Source organism: Pseudomonas monteilii NBRC 103158 = DSM 14164, from assembly GCF_000730605.1.
In the GTDB taxonomy this organism is placed as follows: domain Bacteria; phylum Pseudomonadota; class Gammaproteobacteria; order Pseudomonadales; family Pseudomonadaceae; genus Aquipseudomonas; species Aquipseudomonas monteilii.
Window position 1 is genome coordinate 1 of record NZ_BBIS01000049.1, and the last position, 18,759, is coordinate 18,759.

An 18,759-nucleotide genomic window follows, 5' to 3' on the forward strand; every position below is an offset into this window, starting at 1 on the left:
TCGAGAGCAGCCGTTCGCGACTGCCCGCAATCGACACACAGCCGATGCCTACCACCACTAAGCGCATATAGAGGTAGCATCGTTATCCACCCGCCTACTCAGCCCGGGCGCCGAGTTTAACCGGTGCCTGAATGATCCGATCCAGCCACTTCCAACCTTTATACCCATCCCCTCGCCCACGCAAATGGGTATATCGCCGCAGCGAGTTCCAATCACGGTGACCAGATACGCTTGAGACCCTGGGTATGTCCCAGTCCATTTCAAACAACCGACTCACCCCTTCGTGACGCAAGTCGTGGAAGTGCAGGTCCTCTATCCCTTTCATCTTGCATGCCTTCGACCAGGCTGTGCCGATTGAGTCCGTGTCTTTTAAGGTTGTACCCGAATTTCTTAAGCACGAGGCGCGCATCTGGCATTGCTTGCGCGTCAATCTCATAGCCCCACGCCGCCCTGGCCAATTCGGTCTCCCGTCGCTTCGCCCAGCGTTGAGCAGCCTGCCTACGGGCGAACGTCCGGTCTTCTTGGTAGACTAGGACACCCTTTTTCTTGAGGCAGATCTGAACGGTATAGCCAACCGTTCCATCGGCCTTTTTCCTTGCTCTAATCGTTGCCATGATTTCCGGTGGTACAAGCGTGGCTGGCATTGGTACATCGCACCACCGCCACACCAAAAACCCCAAAAAATGGCACAAAAATGCGTAGACCAGAATGCCCCTAGAATCAGCCTCAAAGCCACAAACCACGCGCCCTGAGCCCTCTCGCCGGTTCAGCGTTGCACCTATGATGGACTGGACAGACCGCCACTGCCGCTTCTTCCTGCGCCTGCTCTCCAGCCAAACCCTGCTCTACACCGAGATGGTCACCACCGGCGCCCTTCTCCACAACGACGCCCACCGCTTCCTGCGCCACGACGTCTCCGAGCACCCGCTGGCCCTGCAATTGGGCGGTAGTGTGCCCGCCGACCTGGCTGCCTGCGCGCGCCTGGCCGAGGAGGCCGGCTACGACGAGGTCAACCTCAACGTCGGCTGCCCGAGCGACCGGGTGCAAAACAACATGATCGGCGCTTGCCTGATGGCACACCCGGCGCTGGTGGCCGATTGCGTGAAGGCCATGCGTGATGCGGTGTCGACGCCGGTGACGGTCAAGCACCGCATTGGCATCAATGGCCGCGACAGCTACGCCGAACTGTGCGACTTCGTTGGGCAGGTGCGAGAGGCTGGCTGCCGGAGTTTTACCGTGCATGCGCGCATCGCGATCCTGGAGGGGCTGTCGCCGAAGGAGAACCGCGAAATCCCGCCGCTGCGCTATGACGTGGCAGCGCAGTTGAAGGCCGACTTCCCGGACCTGGAGATCGTGCTCAACGGCGGGATCAAGACCCTGGCCGAATGCCAGGCGCACCTTGAAACCTTCGATGGCGTGATGCTGGGGCGTGAGGCGTATCACAACCCTTACCTGCTGGCCGAGGTAGACCAGCAGCTGTTTGGCAGCGCAGCGCCGGTGGTCAGCCGTAGCGAGGCGCTGGCACAGCTGCGGCCTTACATCGTAGCGCATATGGCAAGTGGTGGCGCGATGCATCACGTTACCCGGCACATTCTAGGGTTGGCGCAGGGGTTCAAGGGCGCTCGGCGCTTCCGCCAATTGCTGTCGGCGGATATTCACAAGGCCGCTGAGCCGTTGGCGGTGTTTGATCAGGCAGTGGAGTTGTTGCAAGGGCGGTGACAAGCGGGATTGGGAACCTCGGGCCGGCTTGCGACTCGAATCTTCACCTTTCGCACCGCCCTTCGCGGGCAAGCCTGCTTCCACCGCTTGCCTGCATGGTTTCGACGGCCCTTGAGCGGCCGTCGGGGCTCGGGTAATGTCGAGTCATTGCACAGGACAGAGCACGCCCATGACCTCCAAGCTGGAACAACTCAAGCAGTTCACCACCGTGGTCGCCGACACCGGGGACCTGGATGCCATCACCCGCCTGAAGCCGGTCGATGCCACCACCAACCCGTCGCTACTGCTCAAGGCCGCCGCCATCCCGGGCTATGCCGATCTGCTCACGCAGGTGAAGGCCGATGCCAAGGGCAATGTCGACCTGGCTTGCGACAAGTTCGCAGTGGCCGTGGGCTCGGGCATTCTCAAGGCCATCCCGGGGCGTATCTCCACTGAAGTGGATGCGCGCCTGTCGTTCGATGAAGCGGCTCTGCTGACCAAAGCCCGCCAGTTGATCGGGCTGTATGACGCAGCCGGGGTCTCCAAAGACCGCGTGCTGATCAAGCTGGCTTCCACCTGGGAAGGCATCCGTGCCGCCGAGCAGCTGGAGAAGGAAGGCATCCAGACTAACCTCACCCTGCTGTTCTCCTTCGCCCAGGCACAAGCCTGCGCCGATGCCGGGGTGTTCCTGATTTCGCCGTTCGTGGGCCGCATCTACGACTGGTACAAGAAAAGCACCGGCCAGGAGTACGTCGGCGCCGATGACCCGGGCGTGCAGTCGGTCACGCGCATCTACAACTACTACAAGGCCAATAGCTACAACACCGTGGTCATGGGCGCCAGCTTCCGCAATATCGGCCAGATCGAACAACTGGCCGGTTGCGACCGCCTGACAATCAGCCCTGAGCTGTTGCAGCAGTTGAGCGATGACCAGGGTGAGCTGCCGCGCGTGCTCAAGCCTGGCAATGCGGGTGAACCCAAGCAGCAGCTGAATGAAAGCCAGTTCCGCTGGGCGATGAACGAAGATGCCATGGGCACCGAGAAGTTGGCCGAGGGTATCCGCCAGTTTGCGCGGGACCAGGAAAAGCTGGAGAAGTTAATGGCTGAAAAGGCCTGATACAGTTCGGGTTTGCCTGACGGGCGGGAGGTGTTCAGCATTTTCCGCCCGTTTTGTTTTGCCCTGTTTTAGTTGTGTACTGAATTCCAGGGCCTTTTCGCGGGCTTGCCCGCAAAGAGGCCCGCATAGCCACCCGAGCTGTCGATGACCCCCTCTACCCCATTGCCCCTCGTGCTCGCCGGCCCGGTACTGCGCCGCCTGGAGCCCCAGCGCCTGGCCATCTGGCTGGTCGCCACCCAACCGCTGCAACCCGATTTCATCTGCCCCGCAGGCGAGGCCCAGGTCGATTGCCAGGTTCTCCCGGTCGGCCAGCAGGCCTTCATTCACCTGCTGGATATCCACTTCGCAAATCCCCTGCCCTGCAACCAGCTGCTTGACTACGATCTGATGATCAACGGTCAAGGCATCGCCAGTTGGGCGCCACACTTGCTCTACCCCGGCACCCAGCGCCCAAGCCTGGTGCTGCGCGACCGCCTCGACCACTTGCTGCACGGTTCCTGCCGCAAGCCGCACCACCCCGCTGCCGATGGCCTGTTGTGCGCCGATCGCCTGCTCAAGGCCTGCACAAAGCCCGAAGACCGCCCGGCCGTGCTGCTGATGACCGGCGACCAAGTGTACGCCGACGATGTCGCCGGCCCCATGCTGCGCGCCATCCATACCCTGATCGCGCGCCTGGGCCTGTTCGACGAGCAGCTGGAGGGTGCGGTGGTGCCGGATAGCCAGGCGCTTTACCAGCACCCGGCCAGCTACTACCACCGCGCCGACCTGCTGCCGGCGCAGGAACACAACGACACCTTGCGCGAGCGTTTTTTTGGCGGCAAGCGCAAGCCGATTTTCTCGTCCAGCAACGCCGACAACCACTTGGTGACCTTCGCCGAGGTCATGGCCATGTACCTGCTGGTGTGGTCACCGGTGCCTTGGCAACTGGTGAACCTGGACATGCCCACCGGTCTTACCGACCAGCGCCAGGCCCGTTACCGGCAAGAGCTGCCATTGATCCAGGCGTTTGCCGACAACCTCGACCAGGTGGCGCGGGTGATGGCCCACCTGCCCTGCCTGATGATTTTCGACGACCACGACATCACCGACGACTGGAACCTCTCGGCACAGTGGGAAGAAACCGCCTACGGCCATCCGTTCTCGCGGCGCATTATCGGCAACGCCCTGCTCGGCTACCTGCTGTGCCAGGCCTGGGGTAACAACCCGGACGGCTGCAAGCCACTGACCGAGCAATGCCAGGCGCTGACCAGCCAACACCAGGATGAGCTGATCGACGAGCTGTTGCGCTTCCAGGGCTGGCACTTCAGCCTGCCCACAAACCCGCCCCTGCTGGTGCTGGACACCCGCACCCGGCGCTGGCGCAGTGAAAGCAGTTTGGCCAAGCCGTCCGGCCTGCTCGATTGGGAGGCGCTGAGCGAGTTGCAGCAAGCACTGCTCGACCACCCGTCTGCGGTCATCGTGTCACCTGCGCCGATTTTTGGCGTGAAGCTGATCGAGACGGTGCAAAAGGTGTTCAGCTGGCTAGGCTATCCACTCTTGGTAGATGCCGAAAACTGGATGGCCCACCGAGGGGCGGCGCAGGTCATCCTCAACATCTTCCGCCACTCCCGTACACCGGGGCACTATGTGGTGCTGTCCGGGGATGTGCACTACTCGTTCGTCTATGAAGTGCTGATCCGCCACCGCCAGCGCAGCCCGCACTTGTGGCAGGTGACCAGCAGCGGGATCAAGAACGAGTTCCCCCGGCGTTTGCTGGATGTGCTCGACCGGCTCAACCGCTGGCTGTATTCGCCACGCTCGCCGTTGAACTGGTTCACCAGGCGCCGGGAGATGGAAGTGGTACCGCGTACGCCCAGCCACAGCAAGGCTGGAGAGCGGCTTTGGAACGGGGCGGGGTTGGGGCAGGTGTTCTTCGACGAACAGGGGCGGCCAGTGCGGGTACTTCAGCTGGATGCCGGCGGCGCTGAAGCAACCGAGTTTGTTGCCGGGCGGTAGCCAGGCAACAGGTCAGCTTCGCTCCAGCGCGTTGACCAGGTCATGGAACGCTTCGCGGTTGGAGTCGTTCAGGCCCATGAGGATCTTGTGCGCCTCCAGCACCTTGGAGCGCACCACGTCTTCGTTCTGGTCCTGCGATGGCAGGTCGGTCAGGCATTCCGGGCACGGGATTGGGCGATCGACGATGTTGAACACCTGATCGAAGCCCATCGACTGCAGCAACCGGGAAATGTCTGGATTAGTGGTAACCACAGTCGGCAGCAAGCCCACCTTCTGCCGCGACAGGATCGACAGCTTGGCCAGCAGGCCCAGGGTGGTGCTGTCGATGCTTTCGGTTTCAGTCAGGTCGATGACAATCGCCGAGAAGTTCAACGCCGTGAAAATCTTCTCGATCGTCGCATCCAGCGCCGAACACAGGGTCAGGCGCACTTCACCGACAAATTTCAGTACGAAGGTACCACTCTGCTCGGCGAACTGGATTCTACCGGTACTCATTGAAGGTTCCTGCTCAACACCAATAGGGCGATATCATCCGGCATCTCCCCAAGCGTAGCCAATCCGAATCGTTGACGCAGCCCATCCAAGCTGCCACCTGCTGCCTTGACGATCTCCGGCAAGGCGGTTTCTTTATCTTTGAGCGTGTCACCCGGCAAAAGGTCCAGAATGCCATCGGACATCAGGCTGAGGCTGAACTGCGGTGGCAGCTCCACTACCAGATCCTGGTAGATGGCCTCCTCGAACAGCCCCACCGGCAGGCCACGGCCTTCCAGGTAGCGGGCATTATCGGGGGTGTACAGCACCGGCAGCGGCAGATGACCGCCCACGGCGTAGGTCAGCAGACCGGACTCTTCGTCGATCACACCGCCGACCATGGTGACGTGCTTGCCCAGCTTGCTATTGATCAGGCCGCGGTTGATATGGCTAAGCACTTCCGACGGCTTGAACTCGCGCATCCTGCTGCGCTTGAGCTCGAACATGAGCCGCGTGGTCATGAACTTCAACAGCACGGTGACAAAGGCCGACGACGCGCCATGCCCGGAAACATCGGCAAGGTAGAAGGCAATGCGCCGCTCGTCCACGCGGAAGTAATCGACAAAATCACCCGACAGGTACAGCGACGGAATGATCTGGTGCGCGAAAGCGAACTCACCGGCTGCCCAGGGGCTTTCCGGCAGCATGTTCATCTGCACCTGGCGACCGGCGGTCTGGTCCTCCTGCAGCAAGTGCAGGCTGGCCTCCAGTTCGCGGTTGGCGGCTTCGAGCTTGTCGCGATAGCGCTGGTTTTCCAGCACCAGGCGCGAACGGTCGAGGGCGCGGCGCACCGAATGCTCGAGTACGGCCAGGTCTTCCAGCGGCTTGATCAGGTAGTCGGCGGCGCCCAGGCGCAACGCCTCCACCGCATCACTCATGACGCCGGCACCAGACACCACGATCACCGGCAACTGCGGCGCGCGCTCGCTGACCTGGCGGATCAGTTCGAGGCCACCCATCTGCGGCATGCGCAGATCGCAGATCACGAGGTCGGGCTGGTGTTCTTCGAAGACCTGAAGCCCCTGCTGGCCATTACCGGCCTGGAGGACGCTGAAGCCACTGTCTTCAAGATAGGCGGCGAGGCTCGCACGGACCACGTCGTCGTCATCGATGATCAGCAGCGTTGCACTGGTTTTCTGCATGTGGGCGAACGGCGCCGATTTAGGTTGGTGCAGCGGTGTCGGCAAGGCAGACGGCCAGCTACGGGAATTCTTTAGGGTCACACTCTACTTGAGTTGTAGGACAAGAACACCTGCCCGGCAACTCTCCGGCAACTGTCAGAGCTACCTTGTAAGGCGCAGACGGTACTCCCATCCGGCAGGGGTTTCAAGCATGCAAGGGTCGACCTCGCCGCTCTTTACAGGGCAAATCACCGGGAGTTATAAGAAAGTCGACCAGCGCAACCCGATGGGAAGGATGCAGCATGCCCCACACGCCCTCCAGCCACAGCGAGAAACGCGACTTTATCCGTATGCGCCTCGACACCGAGGTCAGCCTGTTGCATGAGGGCCAGGTGATTGCGGCCGTGTGCCTGGACCTGTCCAGCGGCGGCATGCAGGTGCAAGCACCGCAGCGCTTTCTGGTGGGGGATCATATCGAGGTGCGGATCGACTCAGACCACCCGGCGCTGAAAGGGCTGCATGCCAGCACCGAAGTGGTATGGATTGCCGACCAGGCGGGCGGGCAGCAGAAGTTCGGGTTGCGGATTCTGGCGATGCACTGAACCTGGGGCCGCGTTGCAGCCCCAGGCTCACGGATCAGAAGTCGTCTTCGACTTCGCCGTCCTTCACCTTGAACTCGCGGTTCTGCAGGTAGGCGTTGCGAATGAAGATGTACTTGTCACCCTGAATCAGCTTTTCGGCCGACAACAGGTCGGCACGGGTGTCGACCACATCCAGGGCGAAGATCGAGTTGCGCGTCGGCACATGGTCGATGTAGCGGTAGGGTTTGGTGTAGGTGTCCGGGTACTTGGCTACGCCGTCACGTACGGTGCTCGGCCCCAGCAGCGGGATGACTACGTAAGGGCCGCTCGGCACGCCCCAATAACCCAAGGTCTGGCCAAAGTCCTCGTCATTACGTTGCAGGCCCATCTTGGTACCCACATCGAAGAAGCCGCCCAGGCCGAACGTGGTGTTGACGATCAGCCGCGCAGTGTCCACGCCCGCTGCATGAGGCTTGAGCTGCAGCAGGTCGTTGGCCAGATTGGTCACGTCGCCCAGGTTGCGGAAGATGTTGTGGATGCCATCTTCAAGGAACTGCGGGGTGACCGTCTGGTAGCCCTTGGCCAATGGCTTCAGGGCATAGGTGTCGAGGGTATCGTTGAAACGGAAGATCGGGCGGTTGACCGCTTCCCAGGGATCTTCCTCGGTGGCGGCCTGGGTGGCTGCCACGGGCGCCAGCAGCAAGCTGGCACAGACACAGGCCTGGGTGACTCGTTCGATCACACTGGCACCGATCCTACGCATAGATGTCTCTCCATCGAATTTCTCGGCCGCACGCGCAACGGGGCGCGCTGCTGGTAAGGCGGCAGTATAGAGGCTTGCGGCCTGATAAACAGCTTTACACATTTTTGCTCAATATTTTGTGAACAACTGTTGCGCGGGCGAGCCTGTCACAGGCCGGTAACAATCAGCGAATAGCCTGCGGACTATTTGGGGGAAGTTGCCATGGACGCTGCACCTGCATTCACTGCTGTGCTGTTCGGCTTGCGCGGCTGCCTGGTGCAGGCTGCCAATGGCGGCGCCCCCTCACCCGCCCCCGGCGCACTGGCCACCCTCGCCAGCCTGCGTCATCGCCAGGTGCCGTGCATCTGGCTGGATGACCTCACCGCCGCCCACAGCAAACGCCTGGCCCATGTGCTGCCCGACTGGCTGCCAGGGCACCTGGTCAACGGCGTCCGCTGGCCAGCGCCCAATGCCTGCTGGCAGGCCTTGATGAGCCTGGACAGCGAACGCCTGGACGGCTGCGTGCTGGTCAGCGGCGACCCGCGCCTGCTGCAGTCGGGCCTTAACGCGGGCCTGTGGACGGTGGGCCTGGCGGCCTGCAGCCCGCTCTGCGACCGCAGCTCGCAGCAATGGCAAGCCATGAGTACACAGGAACAAGACCTGGCCCGCGGCAAGGCGACGCTGGAGCTGTTCAGCCTGGGCGTGCATTCGGTAATCGACCACCTCGAAGCACTGGATACCTGCCTGCAGGACATCGCGCAGCGCCGGCGCAAAGGTGAAAAACCCTGATACAGCACCTTTGACACGGATCATGCAAAGCGGCGGCAGGTGGATTACGCTGAAGACAGGCCAGAACCTTTGCCGCTTCGCTGAGGTCCATGGCTTGCCAAGCCATTGATGGAGAACTGCCAATGCCTGCCCGCGAATTGCAAGAGCGCCTGAACAGCTTGCGCGAGCAACTGGACCGCAACGTACCGCTTTCGGAAGAAGAGCTGGCCGCGCTGCACGAAGAAGCGCGCCAGATTGAGGCGCAACTGAAACTTGAGGAAGCCACGCCGGACAACAACTTGGTGGATGGCGTGAACCTGGCGATCGAACGCTTCGAGGCCGACCACCCCGACCTCACCGCCACCCTGCGCAGTATTGCCAACTCGCTGCACAGCATGGGGATCTGAAATAGCCGGGGGCCGCTTGGCGGCCCCCATACCTTACTGCCGAACCAGCCGCGTGTTCTGCGGGCTGATGGCCCCGGTGCTGCGGTAAGGGTTGATGTCCAGCCCACCCCGGCGCACATAACGCGCATACACCGTCAGGTGCTCCGGCTGCAGCAGGTTCTTCAAGTCCAGGTAAATGCGTTCCACGCACTGCTCGTGGAAGTCGGCATGCTGGCGGAAGCTGATCAGGTAGGTCAGCAGGCTGGCATGGTCCAGCGCCCTGCCCTTGTACTCGACCACCACGCTGCCCCAGTCCGGCTGGCCGGTAACCGGGCAGTTGGACTTCAGCAAGTGGCTGTGCAAGGTTTCTTCCACAACCCGCTCCGGGTTGCAGTGCAGCAGTTCTGGCTGCGGCTGCTCGTAGTTGCTGATGGCCACATCCAGCGCATCGATGCACAGCCCCGGCAAAGCCACCACACCCTGGGCCTCGACCTCGGCCAAGGTCCGCACTTTCACGCCCACCGGCTTGCCAGCGGCAGCGGACAGGTCTTTTTCCAGGCACGCCTGCAACTCGCCCAGCGAGGCGAACACCGTCTGGTTCAGCGAGTTGAGGTACAGCTTGAACGACTTGGATTCGATGATGTTCGGCGAATCAGCCGGAATGGCGAACTCGCCGATCGCCACCACAGGCTTGCCCGACGGCAGCAGCCAGCTCAGCTCAAAACAGTTCCAGTAATCCACGCCCTGCCAGGGCAAGGTCTGCGCAGTGACGCCCAGCTCGGCCCACTTGGCAGTACGCGGAATCGGGAACAGCTGCTCCGGGGAGTAGGTGGCAATGTATTCGCTGGATTTGCCCAGCGGGGAGTGTTCGGCAGCGGGATGCATGGAAACTGACCTAAAGGTTCGAAATTGCCCCTAGTTTACCGGTTTTGCACCCCGCCTTGCAGGGCAAGTCACTCGATGGTCAAGGCCCCGACCATACCGGCCTGGTAATGCCCTGGTACGTTGCAGGCAAACTCGATGGGCGCCGACTGGCGGAAGGTCCAGGTCAGCTCGGCGCGCTGGCCGGGCATTACCAGCACGGTATTGCCACCGCCGTGACCATGGCCGCCACCGTGATCCATCATCTGGCTGTGATCCATGCCTTCATGATTCATGGCCTGGGTGAACATCCTGCCTTGCATGGCGACCATTTCTTTCTGGTGCTCGGCATGCATGGCCTTGTCACCCAGGTTGAACTCGTGCGGCAGCTTGCCCTCGTTGACCAGCACGAAGCGCACCGTCTCACCGGCTTTTACCTGCAGGCTCTTGGGCTCGAAGGCAATGTCTTTGAGCACCACGTCCACCGTGCGGCTGGCTTTGGCCGCCGGGGCCGGCTCGCCGAAGGCGAAGGTTTTCGCCTCGGCAGAAAAGGCTGGCAGGCTGACCAAGGCAAGGGTGGCGGCGATGAACAGGTGTTTCATGATGACTCCGGGCATGCACAACAGTATGAGGCGACCTTAGTCGGGGACGGCTGGCGGCAACCTGACAGGGAGATTACAACGTTGTCAGCTTGAGTGACGACCGGGATAGTCACGTATCATTTCAAGCATCACCCGGCCCTTGCTGGAGGCAAGCTACCCAATGAAATTGCTGATCGTCGAAGACCAGGCCCGCACCGGCCAGTACCTGAGCCAAGGCCTGAGCGAAGCCGGCTTCGCCACCGAACTGGCCACCGATGGCGAAACCGGCCAGTTCCTGGCGCTGACCGGTGACCATGACCTGCTGATCCTCGACGTGATGCTGCCCGGCAGGGATGGCTGGCAAATCCTGCAAGCGGTGCGCCAGGCCGGCCTCGACACGCCGGTACTGTTCCTCACCGCACGCGACGCCGTCGAAGACCGCGTGCACGGCCTGGAGCTGGGCGCCGATGATTACCTGGTCAAGCCCTTTGCCTTCTCCGAGCTGCTGGCCCGGGTGCGCACCTTGCTGCGCCGTGGCACCAACCCCGGCCAGGACACCATCCTGAGCTTGGCCGACCTGCGCCTGGACCTGATCCGCCGCCGCGCCGAGCGCGCCGGCCAGCGCATCGACCTGACCGCCAAGGAGTTCGCCCTGCTCGAACTGCTGCTGCGCCGCCAGGGCGAGGTGCTGCCAAAATCGCTGATTGCCTCGCAGGTATGGGACATGAACTTCGACAGCGACACCAACGTGATCGAGGTGGCAATCCGCCGCTTGCGACTGAAGATTGACGACCCGCACCCCAACAAACTCATCCACACCGTACGCGGCATGGGGTATGTACTCGAAGAGCGTGCAGATTGATGCGCAGGCTTTCCCTCGGCAGCCGTTTGGCCCTGTTGTTCGCCGCCTGCACAGCAGCCGTCTCGCTTGGTGCCGGCCTGTTGTTCAGCAAGGCCAGCGAGCAGCATTTCGTCGAGCTGGACCAACAATTGCTGGACTCGCGCCTGTCGCTGTTCCGCGCACAACTGGCCGGCATCAGCACGCCGGAAGATTTACAGGCCCGCCTGCCCGCCCTGCACGATGAGCTGAGCCACCAGGCCGACCTGGCCTTGCGCATCAGCGGCAACGACGGCACCACCTGGTTCGAAAGCCGCACAGGGCTGCCGCAGGCACCACGGCCCGCCGGGCTGGCTACCCTGCACGCGCAAGGTACCGACTACCGCAGCCTGGCCATGCACCTGGCACAAGGCACAACACCGTCGCCGCAACTCACCCTTTACCTGGACATCACCCACCACCAGCACTTCCTGCAAGGCATGCAACGGTTGATCTGGCTAACCGTCGGCCTGTCGGCGCTGGCCACCGCGCTGCTTGGCGCCTGGGCCGCACGCAGTGGGCTACGCCCTTTGCGGCAGATGGGCCAGGTGGCCGCTGGCGTGTCGGCACGTTCGCTCACCACCCGCCTGCCGGTGGCGCAGATGCCCGAAGAACTGGCCGAGCTGGCCACCAGCATGAACGCCATGCTGCAACGCCTGGACGATGCCTTCCAGCGCCTGTCGGCGTTTTCTGCCGACATCGCCCACGAGCTGCGCACCCCCCTGTCCAACCTGCTAACCCACACCCAGGTCACCCTCACCCGCCCCCGCAGCCTGGAGGAGTACCGCGAGGCGCTGCATGGCAACCTGGAAGAGCTGCAGTGGATGGCGCAGATGATCAACGACATGCTGTTCCTGGCCAAGGCCGATCACGGCCTGCTGGTGCCGGGGCAGGCGCCGCTGGCGTTGCATGAAGAAGTGGATGCACTGCTGGAGTACTACGCGCCGCTCGCCGAGGACAGCGGGGTGCAGATGTTGCGTGAGGGAGAAGCCGTGTTGCAGGGCGACCGGCATATGCTGCGGCGAGCGTTGTCCAACTTGCTGGACAATGCCCTGCGGTTTACCCCGGCGGGCGGGCAGATAAGGGTGACGCTGGAGCCGGGGCCTACAATCTGCGTGGCCAATACCGGGCAGGCTATTGACCCTGCGGCGCTACCACGGTTGTTCGACCGCTTCTACCGGGTCGACCCTGCGCGACGGGAAGGCAGCAGCGAACATGCGGGGTTGGGTTTGGCGATTACCCGGTCGATCGTGCAGGCCCATGGCGGGTGCATCCGGGCGGAATGCGAGGATGGGTGGACGCGGTTTTTGATCGAGTTCACTCAGGATCGTTGAAATTGGGGCTGCTTCGCAGCCCCCAGACTCTCAGGTAAACATCAAACCGCCAGGCCAATCGCCGGCTGCACCTGCGATGCCCGATATGCCGGGTAAATGGTCGCCAAAAAGCTCATCACCAGGCCCGCAGTGCAGATGATCGCCACATCCCCCCACTGCAACTGCGATGGTAAGCTGCTGACAAAGTACACATCCGACGTAAAGATGTGCTGCCCGCTCACCCGCTCCAGCCATCCAACGATCTGGCTGACATTGAACGCCGCAATCACCCCCAGCACGCCACCAATCAACGTACCGACAATGCCGATCAGGCTGCCCTGAACCATGAACGTGCCCATGATCTGCGCCGGCGTGGCGCCCAGGGTGCGCAGGATGGCAATGTCCGGCCCCTTGTCGTTCACCACCATCACCAGGGTGGCGATGATGTTGAACGCGGCCACCGCAATGATCATCATCAGCAACAGGCCGATCATGGTCTTTTCCATCTTCATGGCGCTGAACAGGCTACCCTGGGTGTGCGACCAGTCATCGGCGCGGTAGGCATCGCCCAGCCCGGCAGCGATGGCCTTGGACACCTGCGGCGCGGCATACAGGTCATGCAGTTTCAACCGCACGCCCTGCACCTGGCCCGGCGCCCAGCGCTGCATCTCACCGGCATCCGCCACGTGGATGTAAGCCTGCGAACCGTCCAGCTCGGCGCCCACCTTGAAAATACCGACCACGGTCAGGCGCTGCATACGCGGGGTAATCCCGCCCGGCTCCTTGCTGATTTCCGGCACGATCAGGGTCAGCTTGTCGCCGGTGTTCAGGCGGAAGCGACGCGCCGTCAGCTCGCCGATGACCACGCCGAACTCACCCGGTTGCAGGTCCTGCAAGCGGCCCTGCACGATGTGCTGGCCAACGATAGAGACTTTGCCCTCTTCGGCCGGGTCGATACCGCCCACCTGGATCGGCTGCATCGCCCCCTTGTACGACAGCATGCCTTCCATTTCGGTAATCGGCGCTGCCGCCATCACCGCCGGGTTCTGCAGGGCCGCGTCGGCCACCTTGTGCCAGTCGTCCATCGGCTGCACGCCCAGGATGGCAGCATGCGGCACCAGGCCAAGAATGCGCGCGCTCATTTCACGCTGGAAGCCGTTCATCACCGACAACACCACGATCATCGCCAGCACACCCAGCGACAGGCCGATCATCGAGGTCATCGAAATGAACGAGATGAAGTGGTTGCGACGCTTGGCTCGGGTGTAGCGCGCGCCGATGAAAATGGGCAAGGGTCTGAACATGTACGGAATCACCCAGTGAAAACAGGAAAACGGGGCGGCACCTGCCACCCCGGGCAGTCGATCAGATGGCCACCAGGTGGCCGTCGTCGAGCTTCAATACACGGTCCATCTGCCGCGCCAGGTTGAGGTCGTGGGTCACCACCAGGAACGCCGTGCGCGAGGCGCTGGACAGCTCCTGCATCAGCTCCTGGATGCCCTGGGCGGTATGGTGGTCGAGGTTGCCAGTCGGCTCGTCGAGCATCACCAGGCCAGGGCGGTTGACCAGGGCCCGGGCAATCGCCACACGCTGGCGCTCACCACCGGACAGCTCGGCCGGTTTGTGGTTCAGGCGATGGCCCAGGCCCACGCGCTTGAGCAGCGCCTCGGCGCGCTCACGGGCCTCGGGGATGGGCGTGCGGCCGATCAGCAGCGGCATGCACACGTTCTCAATGGCGGTGAACTCTGGCAACAGGTGGTGGAACTGGTAGACAAAGCCCAGCTCTCGGTTGCGCAGCAGGCCACGGGCGCGCTCGCCCAGCGCCGACAGTTCTTCGCCGGCCAGCCAGACGCTGCCCTGGGTCGGCCGGTCGAGGCCGCCCAGCAGGTTGAGCAAGGTACTCTTGCCCGAACCGGAGCTGCCGACAATGGCCACCCGCTCGCCGGCGTGCAGCTCCAGGTTGAGCCCGGACAGCACCTGCACCGACTCCGGGCCCTCGTCGTAGGACTTGCCCAGGTTGCGGCAACTCAGAACGGCTTTATCACTCATGCGCGACTCACTCATAACGTAGCGCCTCTGCAGGCTGGGTGCGGGCCGCACGCCAGGCCGGGTACAGGGTGGCGAAGAAACTCAGGACCAGCGCCGCACCGCAGACCATGTACACGTCCTGGGCCTGGATCTGCGAGGGCAGGTAATCGATGAAGTACACGTCGGCGTTGAGGAACTTGTGCCCGATCAGTTTCTCGATGCCGGCGATCGCCGCACTCACGTTCAGCGCGGCAACAATCCCGACCACGGCGCCGATCAGGGTACCGATCACCCCGATTACCGTGCCCTGGACCATGAAGATGAGCATGATCTGCCCGGGCGTGGCGCCCAGTGTGCGCAGGATGGCAATGTCGCCACGCTTGTCGTTCACCACCATCACCAGCGTGGAAATGATGTTGAACGCCGCCACCGCCACGATCAGCAGCAACAGCAGGCCGATCATGGCCTTTTCCATGCGGATGGCCTGGTACAGGTTGCCGTGGGTGCGGGTCCAGTCGCGGCTGTAGTACTCCTGGTCACCCAGCTGCTGGGCAATGCTCCAGGCCACCCGTGGCGCCTGGAACAGGTCGTCGAACTTCAGGCGCAGGCCCTGTACCTGGTCGGGCTTCCAGCGGTGCAGGCGGGACAGGTCGCTGATATTGGTCAGGCCCAGATAGCCGTCGATCTCCCCCGCGCCCACATGGAAGGTGCCCACCACGGTGAAGCGCTTCATGCGCGGGAACATGCCGGCAGGCGTCACGCTGACTTCGGGGGCGACGAAGGTGAGTTTGTCGCCAATGGTCACACCCAGCTTGGCCGCAGCCTTGTCGCCTATCATGATGCCCCACTCGCCCGGCGCCAGCTGGTCGAGGCGGCCTTGCAAGATGAAGTTGTCGATAATCGACACCTCGCGCTCGCGGGCCGGGTCGATGCCGTTGAGCAGCACCTTCTGCACCTTGCCGTCATGGGTCAGCAGGCCCTGCATCTGGGTGAAAGGCGCTACCGCCACCACCTGCGGATTCTGCTTTACTTGTTGGGCAAGGGCAGGCCAGTCGGTTATGGGCTGGCCGCTCTCCAGCGTGGCATGCGGGACCATACCGAGCACGCGGGTGCGCATCTCGTGGTCGAAACCGTTCATCACCGACAGCACCACGATCATCACCACCACGCCCAGGGCGAGGCCGATCATCGAGGTCAGGGAAATGAACGAGACGAAGTGATTACGGCGTTTGGCACGGGTATAACGCGTACCGATGAATGCGAAAAGAGGTCTGAACATGTCGGGGCTTGTTCGGATGAAAGGGAACGTCCTTGTGGCGAGGCGCCTACGGCGGCTTTACACTCGGACCACCGCCGCTACCTTGGGTTCGCCATGACGACATTAGACGAAGAAGATCGCCGCGAATACTACCGCATCGAAGATCGGATCGCACTTCAAATAAGCCCCCTCAGCGCGGCCGAAGCCCTCGACCCAGATGTGTTGCAAGATGATTCCCCGCTGTTCAACCTGCTCAGCGAACTGCATCTGTCCGACTTCGAGTCACAGCACCTGCTGCGCCAGCTGAGTGACAAGGACCGCACCCTCGCTGCCTTCCTGCGGGCGCAGAACAAGCGCCTCGACCTGCTTAGCGCGGTGGTTGCACAAACCCTGCTTGGCGAAGTCGGCCAGCCGCTGCCGGTGGTCATCTCCGAAGGCGGTATCGAATTCGCCCAGGCCACGCAGATTGCCCCCGGCACCCGGGTAAAAGTGAAAATGGTGCTGATGCCGCGCGCCCATGGCCTGCTGCTGCGCGGCAAGGTCACCCATTGCGACCCGCGCCCGGAGGGCGGCTTCGAGGTCGGCACCGAGTTTACCGACATGACCGACGCCCAGCGTCAACTGCTGGCCCGCTACATCCTGCAGCGCCAGCAACAACAACGGCGCCAGCAGCTGGAACAGAACGACCCCGCCTCCTGAGCCTATTTCCCCCTGATTTGAAGGAACGAACGTGACCCTGATCTACGGCCATCGCGGCGCCAAGGGCGAAGCACCCGAGAACACCCTGACCAGCTTTCGCCAGTGCCTGTCCCACGGCGTCACCCGCTGCGAGCTGGACCTGCACCTGTCGGCCGACAACGAGCTGATGGTGATACACGACCCTACCCTCAAGCGCACCACCGGCAAACGCGGCAAGGTGGTCGAGCACCCGGCCGCCGACCTGGTGAAAATCGACGCACGTAAAGGCGGCCCGGGCCATGTGCAGCCCTGCCCTATTCCAAAACTGGAAGAACTGTTCGAGAAGTGCCCGTTCGAGCACTGGCAGCTGGAAGTCAAGAGCGCTTCGCGCACCCGCGCCGCCACCACCGTGCTGGCGATCCGCGAACTGGCCCAGCAATACGGCCTGCTGGACAAGGTAACCATCACCTCCAGCTCACGCGAAGTATTGGGCGCAGCCCAGGAGCTGGTGCCAGACGTGAAACGCGGGCTGGTAGCCGAATACGCCTGGCTCGACCCGTTGAAGGTGGCGCAGAACTACGGCTGCGAGATACTGGCCCTGAACTGGACACTGTGCACCCCCGAGCGCCTGTTGAAAGCACAGGGCCAGGGCTTGCACGTGTCGGTGTGGACGGTCAACGAACCGGCACTGATGCGCCGGCTCGCTGACTTTGGCGTGGACAGCCTGATTACAGACTTTCCCGGTTTGGCCAAGACCACCCTCGGGTAGGGTTGAAATCGGTCTCTCCGACCGGCTCAGGCCACCGGTCGGAGCCGCTCAAAAAAGCCGGTTCAGGCCGTCGTAGGCAGCTACCCGGTAGGCTTCGGCCATGGTCGGGTAGTTGAACGTGGTGTTGACGAAGTACTTCAGGTTGTTGTGCTCACCCGGCTGGTTCATGATCGCCTGGCCGATGTGGACAATTTCCGAAGCCTGGTAGCCGAAGCAGTGCACGCCGAGGATTTCCAGGGTTTCGCGGTGGAACAGGATCTTCAGCATGCCCTGCGGCTCGCCGGCGATCTGCGCACGCGCCATGCCCTTGAAGAAGGCCTTGCCCACTTCGTACGGCACCTTGGCCTGGGTCAGCTCCTGCTCGTTCTTGCCGATCGAGCTGATCTCCGGAATGGTGTAGATGCCGGTCGGCACGTCATTGACGAAGCGCCAGCTGCCATTGTCGACGATGCTGCCAGCCGCTGAACGGCCCTGGTCATGGGCGGCACTGGCCAGGCTTGGCCAGCCGATCACGTCGCCTGCACCGTAGATGTTCGACACGCTGGTGCGGTAGGCCTCGTCGACCTCGATCTGGCCACGGCCGTTAACCTTGATACCGATGTTCTCCAGGCCCAGCTTGTCGGTGTTGCCGGTACGGCCGTTGCACCACAGCAAGGCGTCGGCCTTGATCTTCTTGCCCGACTTCAGGTGCAGGACAACCCCGTTGTCCAGGCCTTCGACGCGCTCATACTCTTCGTTATGGCGCACGGTGATGTTGTTGTTGCTGAAGTGGTAGCTCAACGCCTGGGAAATTTCCGAATCCAGGAAGCTCAGCAGCTGGCCACGGTTGTCCACCAGCTCTACCAGCACGCCCAGGCCACTGAAGATAGAGGCGTATTCGCAACCGATCACACCGGCGCCGTACACGATCAGCTTGCGCGGGGTGTGGCTGAGGCTGAGGATGGTGTCGCTGTCGTACACGCGCGGGTGGTGGAAGTCGATGTCGGCCGGGCGATACGGGCGCGAGCCAGTGGCGATGATGATGTGCTTGGCGTTGAGTTTTTCCACCACGCCGTTCGGGCACACCACTTCGACGGTTTGCTCGTCGGCAAAGCTGCCGGTGCCGAAGAACAAGTCAACGCGGTTACGGGCGTAGTAACCAGTGCGCGATGCCACCTGCTTGGCAATCACCTTCTCGGCGCTTTTCAGCACGTCCGGGAACGAGAACCAGCGTGGCTCACCGATGGCACGGAACATCGGGTTGGTGTTGAACTGCATGATCTGCCGCACCGAGTGACGCAGTGCCTTGGACGGGATGGTACCCAGGTGGGTGCAGTTGCCACCAACCTGGCGACGGTCATCGACCATCGCTACCTTGCGCCCTGCTTTGGCGGCGTTCATTGCCGCGCCTTCACCGGCCGGGCCGGAACCCAGCACCACTACGTCGTAGTTGTAGACAGCCATGCGTACTCCTTC

At 62.6% G+C, this 18,759-nt stretch carries 19 protein-coding genes and 1 pseudogene; 10 read left to right on the forward strand and 10 right to left on the reverse strand.

The annotated features are described in order from the left end of the window. Positions 1–94 precede the first annotated feature (94 nt). Positions 95–614 (reverse strand): annotated as a pseudogene (locus tag PM2_RS23120) (tyrosine-type recombinase/integrase). 94 nt (positions 615–708) lie between these two features. On the opposite strand from PM2_RS23120, the gene dusA reads away from it, so the two are divergent. From dusA to PM2_RS23135, 3 genes are all read left to right on the forward strand, one after another. Further along, a complete protein-coding gene (dusA, locus tag PM2_RS23125; protein ID WP_016714924.1) occupies positions 709–1,719 on the forward strand; it encodes a tRNA dihydrouridine(20/20a) synthase DusA in 1,011 nt (336 codons plus the stop codon). Positions 1,720–1,888: 169 nt separating this feature from the next. Further along, positions 1,889–2,815 (forward strand): transaldolase, encoded by a 927-nt coding sequence (gene tal, locus PM2_RS23130; protein WP_028699765.1) that lies wholly within the window; start codon positions 1,889–1,891, stop codon positions 2,813–2,815. A gap of 144 nt (positions 2,816–2,959) precedes the next feature. After that, on the forward strand, positions 2,960–4,810 hold the full coding sequence (locus PM2_RS23135) for an alkaline phosphatase D family protein (RefSeq protein ID WP_016714922.1): 1,851 nt from the start codon (positions 2,960–2,962) through the stop codon (positions 4,808–4,810). 12 nt (positions 4,811–4,822) lie between these two features. Here the strand turns inward: PM2_RS23135 and rssC are convergent, their stop codons facing one another. Together rssC and rssB are read right to left on the reverse strand one after the other, a co-directional pair. Further along, the gene (gene rssC, locus PM2_RS23140) at positions 4,823–5,305 is read right to left on the reverse strand and encodes an anti-sigma factor antagonist RssC (RefSeq protein ID WP_009686305.1); all 483 of its coding nucleotides are present in this window, start codon (positions 5,303–5,305) and stop codon (positions 4,823–4,825) included. Further along, positions 5,302–6,483 (reverse strand): two-component system response regulator RssB, encoded by a 1,182-nt coding sequence (gene rssB / locus PM2_RS23145; protein ID WP_028699764.1) that lies wholly within the window; start codon positions 6,481–6,483, stop codon positions 5,302–5,304. Before rssB ends, rssC begins: the two co-directional genes overlap by 4 nt. Positions 6,484–6,764: 281 nt before the next feature. Here rssB and PM2_RS23150 point away from each other — a divergent pair, with 281 nt between their 5' ends. Continuing rightward, positions 6,765–7,064: a PilZ domain-containing protein gene (locus PM2_RS23150; RefSeq protein WP_016714920.1), complete on the forward strand. Its 300-nt coding sequence runs from the start codon at positions 6,765–6,767 to the stop codon at positions 7,062–7,064. 34 nt (positions 7,065–7,098) lie between these two features. Here the strand turns inward: PM2_RS23150 and PM2_RS23155 are convergent, their stop codons facing one another. After that, on the reverse strand, positions 7,099–7,806 hold the full coding sequence (locus PM2_RS23155; protein WP_016714919.1) for an MlaA family lipoprotein: 708 nt from the start codon (positions 7,804–7,806) through the stop codon (positions 7,099–7,101). 201 nt (positions 7,807–8,007) lie between these two features. Between PM2_RS23155 and pcrP the strand changes: the two genes are divergently transcribed. Further along, positions 8,008–8,574 carry an HAD superfamily inactivated hydrolase PcrP gene (pcrP, locus tag PM2_RS23160; RefSeq protein ID WP_016714918.1) on the forward strand — a complete coding sequence of 189 codons (567 nt, stop codon included), beginning with the start codon at positions 8,008–8,010 and terminating at the stop codon, positions 8,572–8,574. Positions 8,575–8,696: 122 nt separating this feature from the next. Beyond that, complete coding sequence (locus tag PM2_RS23165; protein WP_003248815.1) at positions 8,697–8,960, forward strand: DUF4404 family protein; 264 nt, start codon at positions 8,697–8,699, stop codon at positions 8,958–8,960. 33 nt (positions 8,961–8,993) lie between these two features. On the opposite strand, the gene queF is transcribed toward PM2_RS23165, so the two are convergent. Continuing rightward, a complete protein-coding gene (queF, locus tag PM2_RS23170; RefSeq protein WP_016714917.1) occupies positions 8,994–9,824 on the reverse strand; it encodes an NADPH-dependent 7-cyano-7-deazaguanine reductase QueF in 831 nt (276 codons plus the stop codon). Between the two features lie 68 nt (positions 9,825–9,892). After that, positions 9,893–10,402: a cupredoxin domain-containing protein gene (locus PM2_RS23175; RefSeq protein ID WP_016714916.1), complete on the reverse strand. Its 510-nt coding sequence runs from the start codon at positions 10,400–10,402 to the stop codon at positions 9,893–9,895. A gap of 160 nt (positions 10,403–10,562) precedes the next feature. Here PM2_RS23175 and cinR point away from each other — a divergent pair, with 160 nt between their 5' ends. Beyond that, on the forward strand, positions 10,563–11,243 hold the full coding sequence (gene cinR, locus PM2_RS23180; RefSeq protein ID WP_016714915.1) for a two-component system response regulator CinR: 681 nt from the start codon (positions 10,563–10,565) through the stop codon (positions 11,241–11,243). Beyond that, complete coding sequence (locus tag PM2_RS23185; protein ID WP_016714914.1) at positions 11,240–12,592, forward strand: heavy metal sensor histidine kinase; 1,353 nt, start codon at positions 11,240–11,242, stop codon at positions 12,590–12,592. Before cinR ends, PM2_RS23185 begins: the two co-directional genes overlap by 4 nt. A gap of 41 nt (positions 12,593–12,633) precedes the next feature. Here PM2_RS23185 and PM2_RS23190 read toward each other — a convergent pair whose 3' ends face one another. The 3 genes from PM2_RS23190 to PM2_RS23200 form a co-directional block, all read right to left on the reverse strand. Then, a complete protein-coding gene (locus PM2_RS23190) occupies positions 12,634–13,875 on the reverse strand; it encodes a lipoprotein-releasing ABC transporter permease subunit (protein ID WP_025754455.1) in 1,242 nt (413 codons plus the stop codon). Between the two features lie 61 nt (positions 13,876–13,936). Beyond that, the gene (lolD, locus tag PM2_RS23195; protein ID WP_174244669.1) at positions 13,937–14,620 is read right to left on the reverse strand and encodes a lipoprotein-releasing ABC transporter ATP-binding protein LolD; all 684 of its coding nucleotides are present in this window, start codon (positions 14,618–14,620) and stop codon (positions 13,937–13,939) included. A 7-nt stretch (positions 14,621–14,627) separates the two neighbouring features. Next, on the reverse strand, positions 14,628–15,878 hold the full coding sequence (locus PM2_RS23200; RefSeq protein ID WP_019096215.1) for a lipoprotein-releasing ABC transporter permease subunit: 1,251 nt from the start codon (positions 15,876–15,878) through the stop codon (positions 14,628–14,630). Between the two features lie 93 nt (positions 15,879–15,971). Here PM2_RS23200 and PM2_RS23205 point away from each other — a divergent pair, with 93 nt between their 5' ends. Together PM2_RS23205 and PM2_RS23210 are read left to right on the forward strand one after the other, a co-directional pair. Then, on the forward strand, positions 15,972–16,556 hold the full coding sequence (locus tag PM2_RS23205) for a PilZ domain-containing protein (RefSeq protein ID WP_016714910.1): 585 nt from the start codon (positions 15,972–15,974) through the stop codon (positions 16,554–16,556). 31 nt (positions 16,557–16,587) lie between these two features. Next, positions 16,588–17,304, forward strand: coding sequence for a glycerophosphodiester phosphodiesterase (locus PM2_RS23210; RefSeq protein WP_016714909.1), 717 nt, complete (start codon positions 16,588–16,590; stop codon positions 17,302–17,304). 48 nt (positions 17,305–17,352) lie between these two features. On the opposite strand, the gene sthA is transcribed toward PM2_RS23210, so the two are convergent. Next, positions 17,353–18,747, reverse strand: a complete 1,395-nt coding sequence (gene sthA, locus PM2_RS23215; RefSeq protein WP_016714908.1) for a Si-specific NAD(P)(+) transhydrogenase — start codon at positions 18,745–18,747, stop codon at positions 17,353–17,355. Between the last annotated feature and the right edge of the window lie 12 nt (positions 18,748–18,759).

Bases quoted from the DNA above. Each gene is read 5' to 3' on its own strand.
- PM2_RS23190 (WP_025754455.1), bottom strand. From the start codon at position 13,875: ATGTTCAGACCCTTGCCCATTTTCATCGGCGCGCGCTACACCCGAGCC.
- PM2_RS23200 (WP_019096215.1), bottom strand. From the start codon at position 15,878: ATGTTCAGACCTCTTTTCGCATTCATCGGTACGCGTTATACCCGTGCC.
- tal (WP_028699765.1), top strand. From the start codon at position 1,889: ATGACCTCCAAGCTGGAACAACTCAAGCAGTTCACCACCGTGGTCGCC.
- PM2_RS23150 (WP_016714920.1), top strand. From the start codon at position 6,765: ATGCCCCACACGCCCTCCAGCCACAGCGAGAAACGCGACTTTATCCGT.
- lolD (WP_174244669.1), bottom strand. From the start codon at position 14,620: ATGAGTGATAAAGCCGTTCTGAGTTGCCGCAACCTGGGCAAGTCCTAC.
- rssB (WP_028699764.1), bottom strand. From the start codon at position 6,483: ATGCAGAAAACCAGTGCAACGCTGCTGATCATCGATGACGACGACGTG.
- pcrP (WP_016714918.1), top strand. From the start codon at position 8,008: ATGGACGCTGCACCTGCATTCACTGCTGTGCTGTTCGGCTTGCGCGGC.
- dusA (WP_016714924.1), top strand. From the start codon at position 709: ATGCCCCTAGAATCAGCCTCAAAGCCACAAACCACGCGCCCTGAGCCC.
- queF (WP_016714917.1), bottom strand. From the start codon at position 9,824: ATGCATCCCGCTGCCGAACACTCCCCGCTGGGCAAATCCAGCGAATAC.
- PM2_RS23135 (WP_016714922.1), top strand. From the start codon at position 2,960: ATGACCCCCTCTACCCCATTGCCCCTCGTGCTCGCCGGCCCGGTACTG.
- PM2_RS23205 (WP_016714910.1), top strand. From the start codon at position 15,972: ATGACGACATTAGACGAAGAAGATCGCCGCGAATACTACCGCATCGAA.
- cinR (WP_016714915.1), top strand. From the start codon at position 10,563: ATGAAATTGCTGATCGTCGAAGACCAGGCCCGCACCGGCCAGTACCTG.
- rssC (WP_009686305.1), bottom strand. From the start codon at position 5,305: ATGAGTACCGGTAGAATCCAGTTCGCCGAGCAGAGTGGTACCTTCGTA.
- sthA (WP_016714908.1), bottom strand. From the start codon at position 18,747: ATGGCTGTCTACAACTACGACGTAGTGGTGCTGGGTTCCGGCCCGGCC.
- PM2_RS23175 (WP_016714916.1), bottom strand. From the start codon at position 10,402: ATGAAACACCTGTTCATCGCCGCCACCCTTGCCTTGGTCAGCCTGCCA.
- PM2_RS23155 (WP_016714919.1), bottom strand. From the start codon at position 7,806: ATGCGTAGGATCGGTGCCAGTGTGATCGAACGAGTCACCCAGGCCTGT.
- PM2_RS23165 (WP_003248815.1), top strand. From the start codon at position 8,697: ATGCCTGCCCGCGAATTGCAAGAGCGCCTGAACAGCTTGCGCGAGCAA.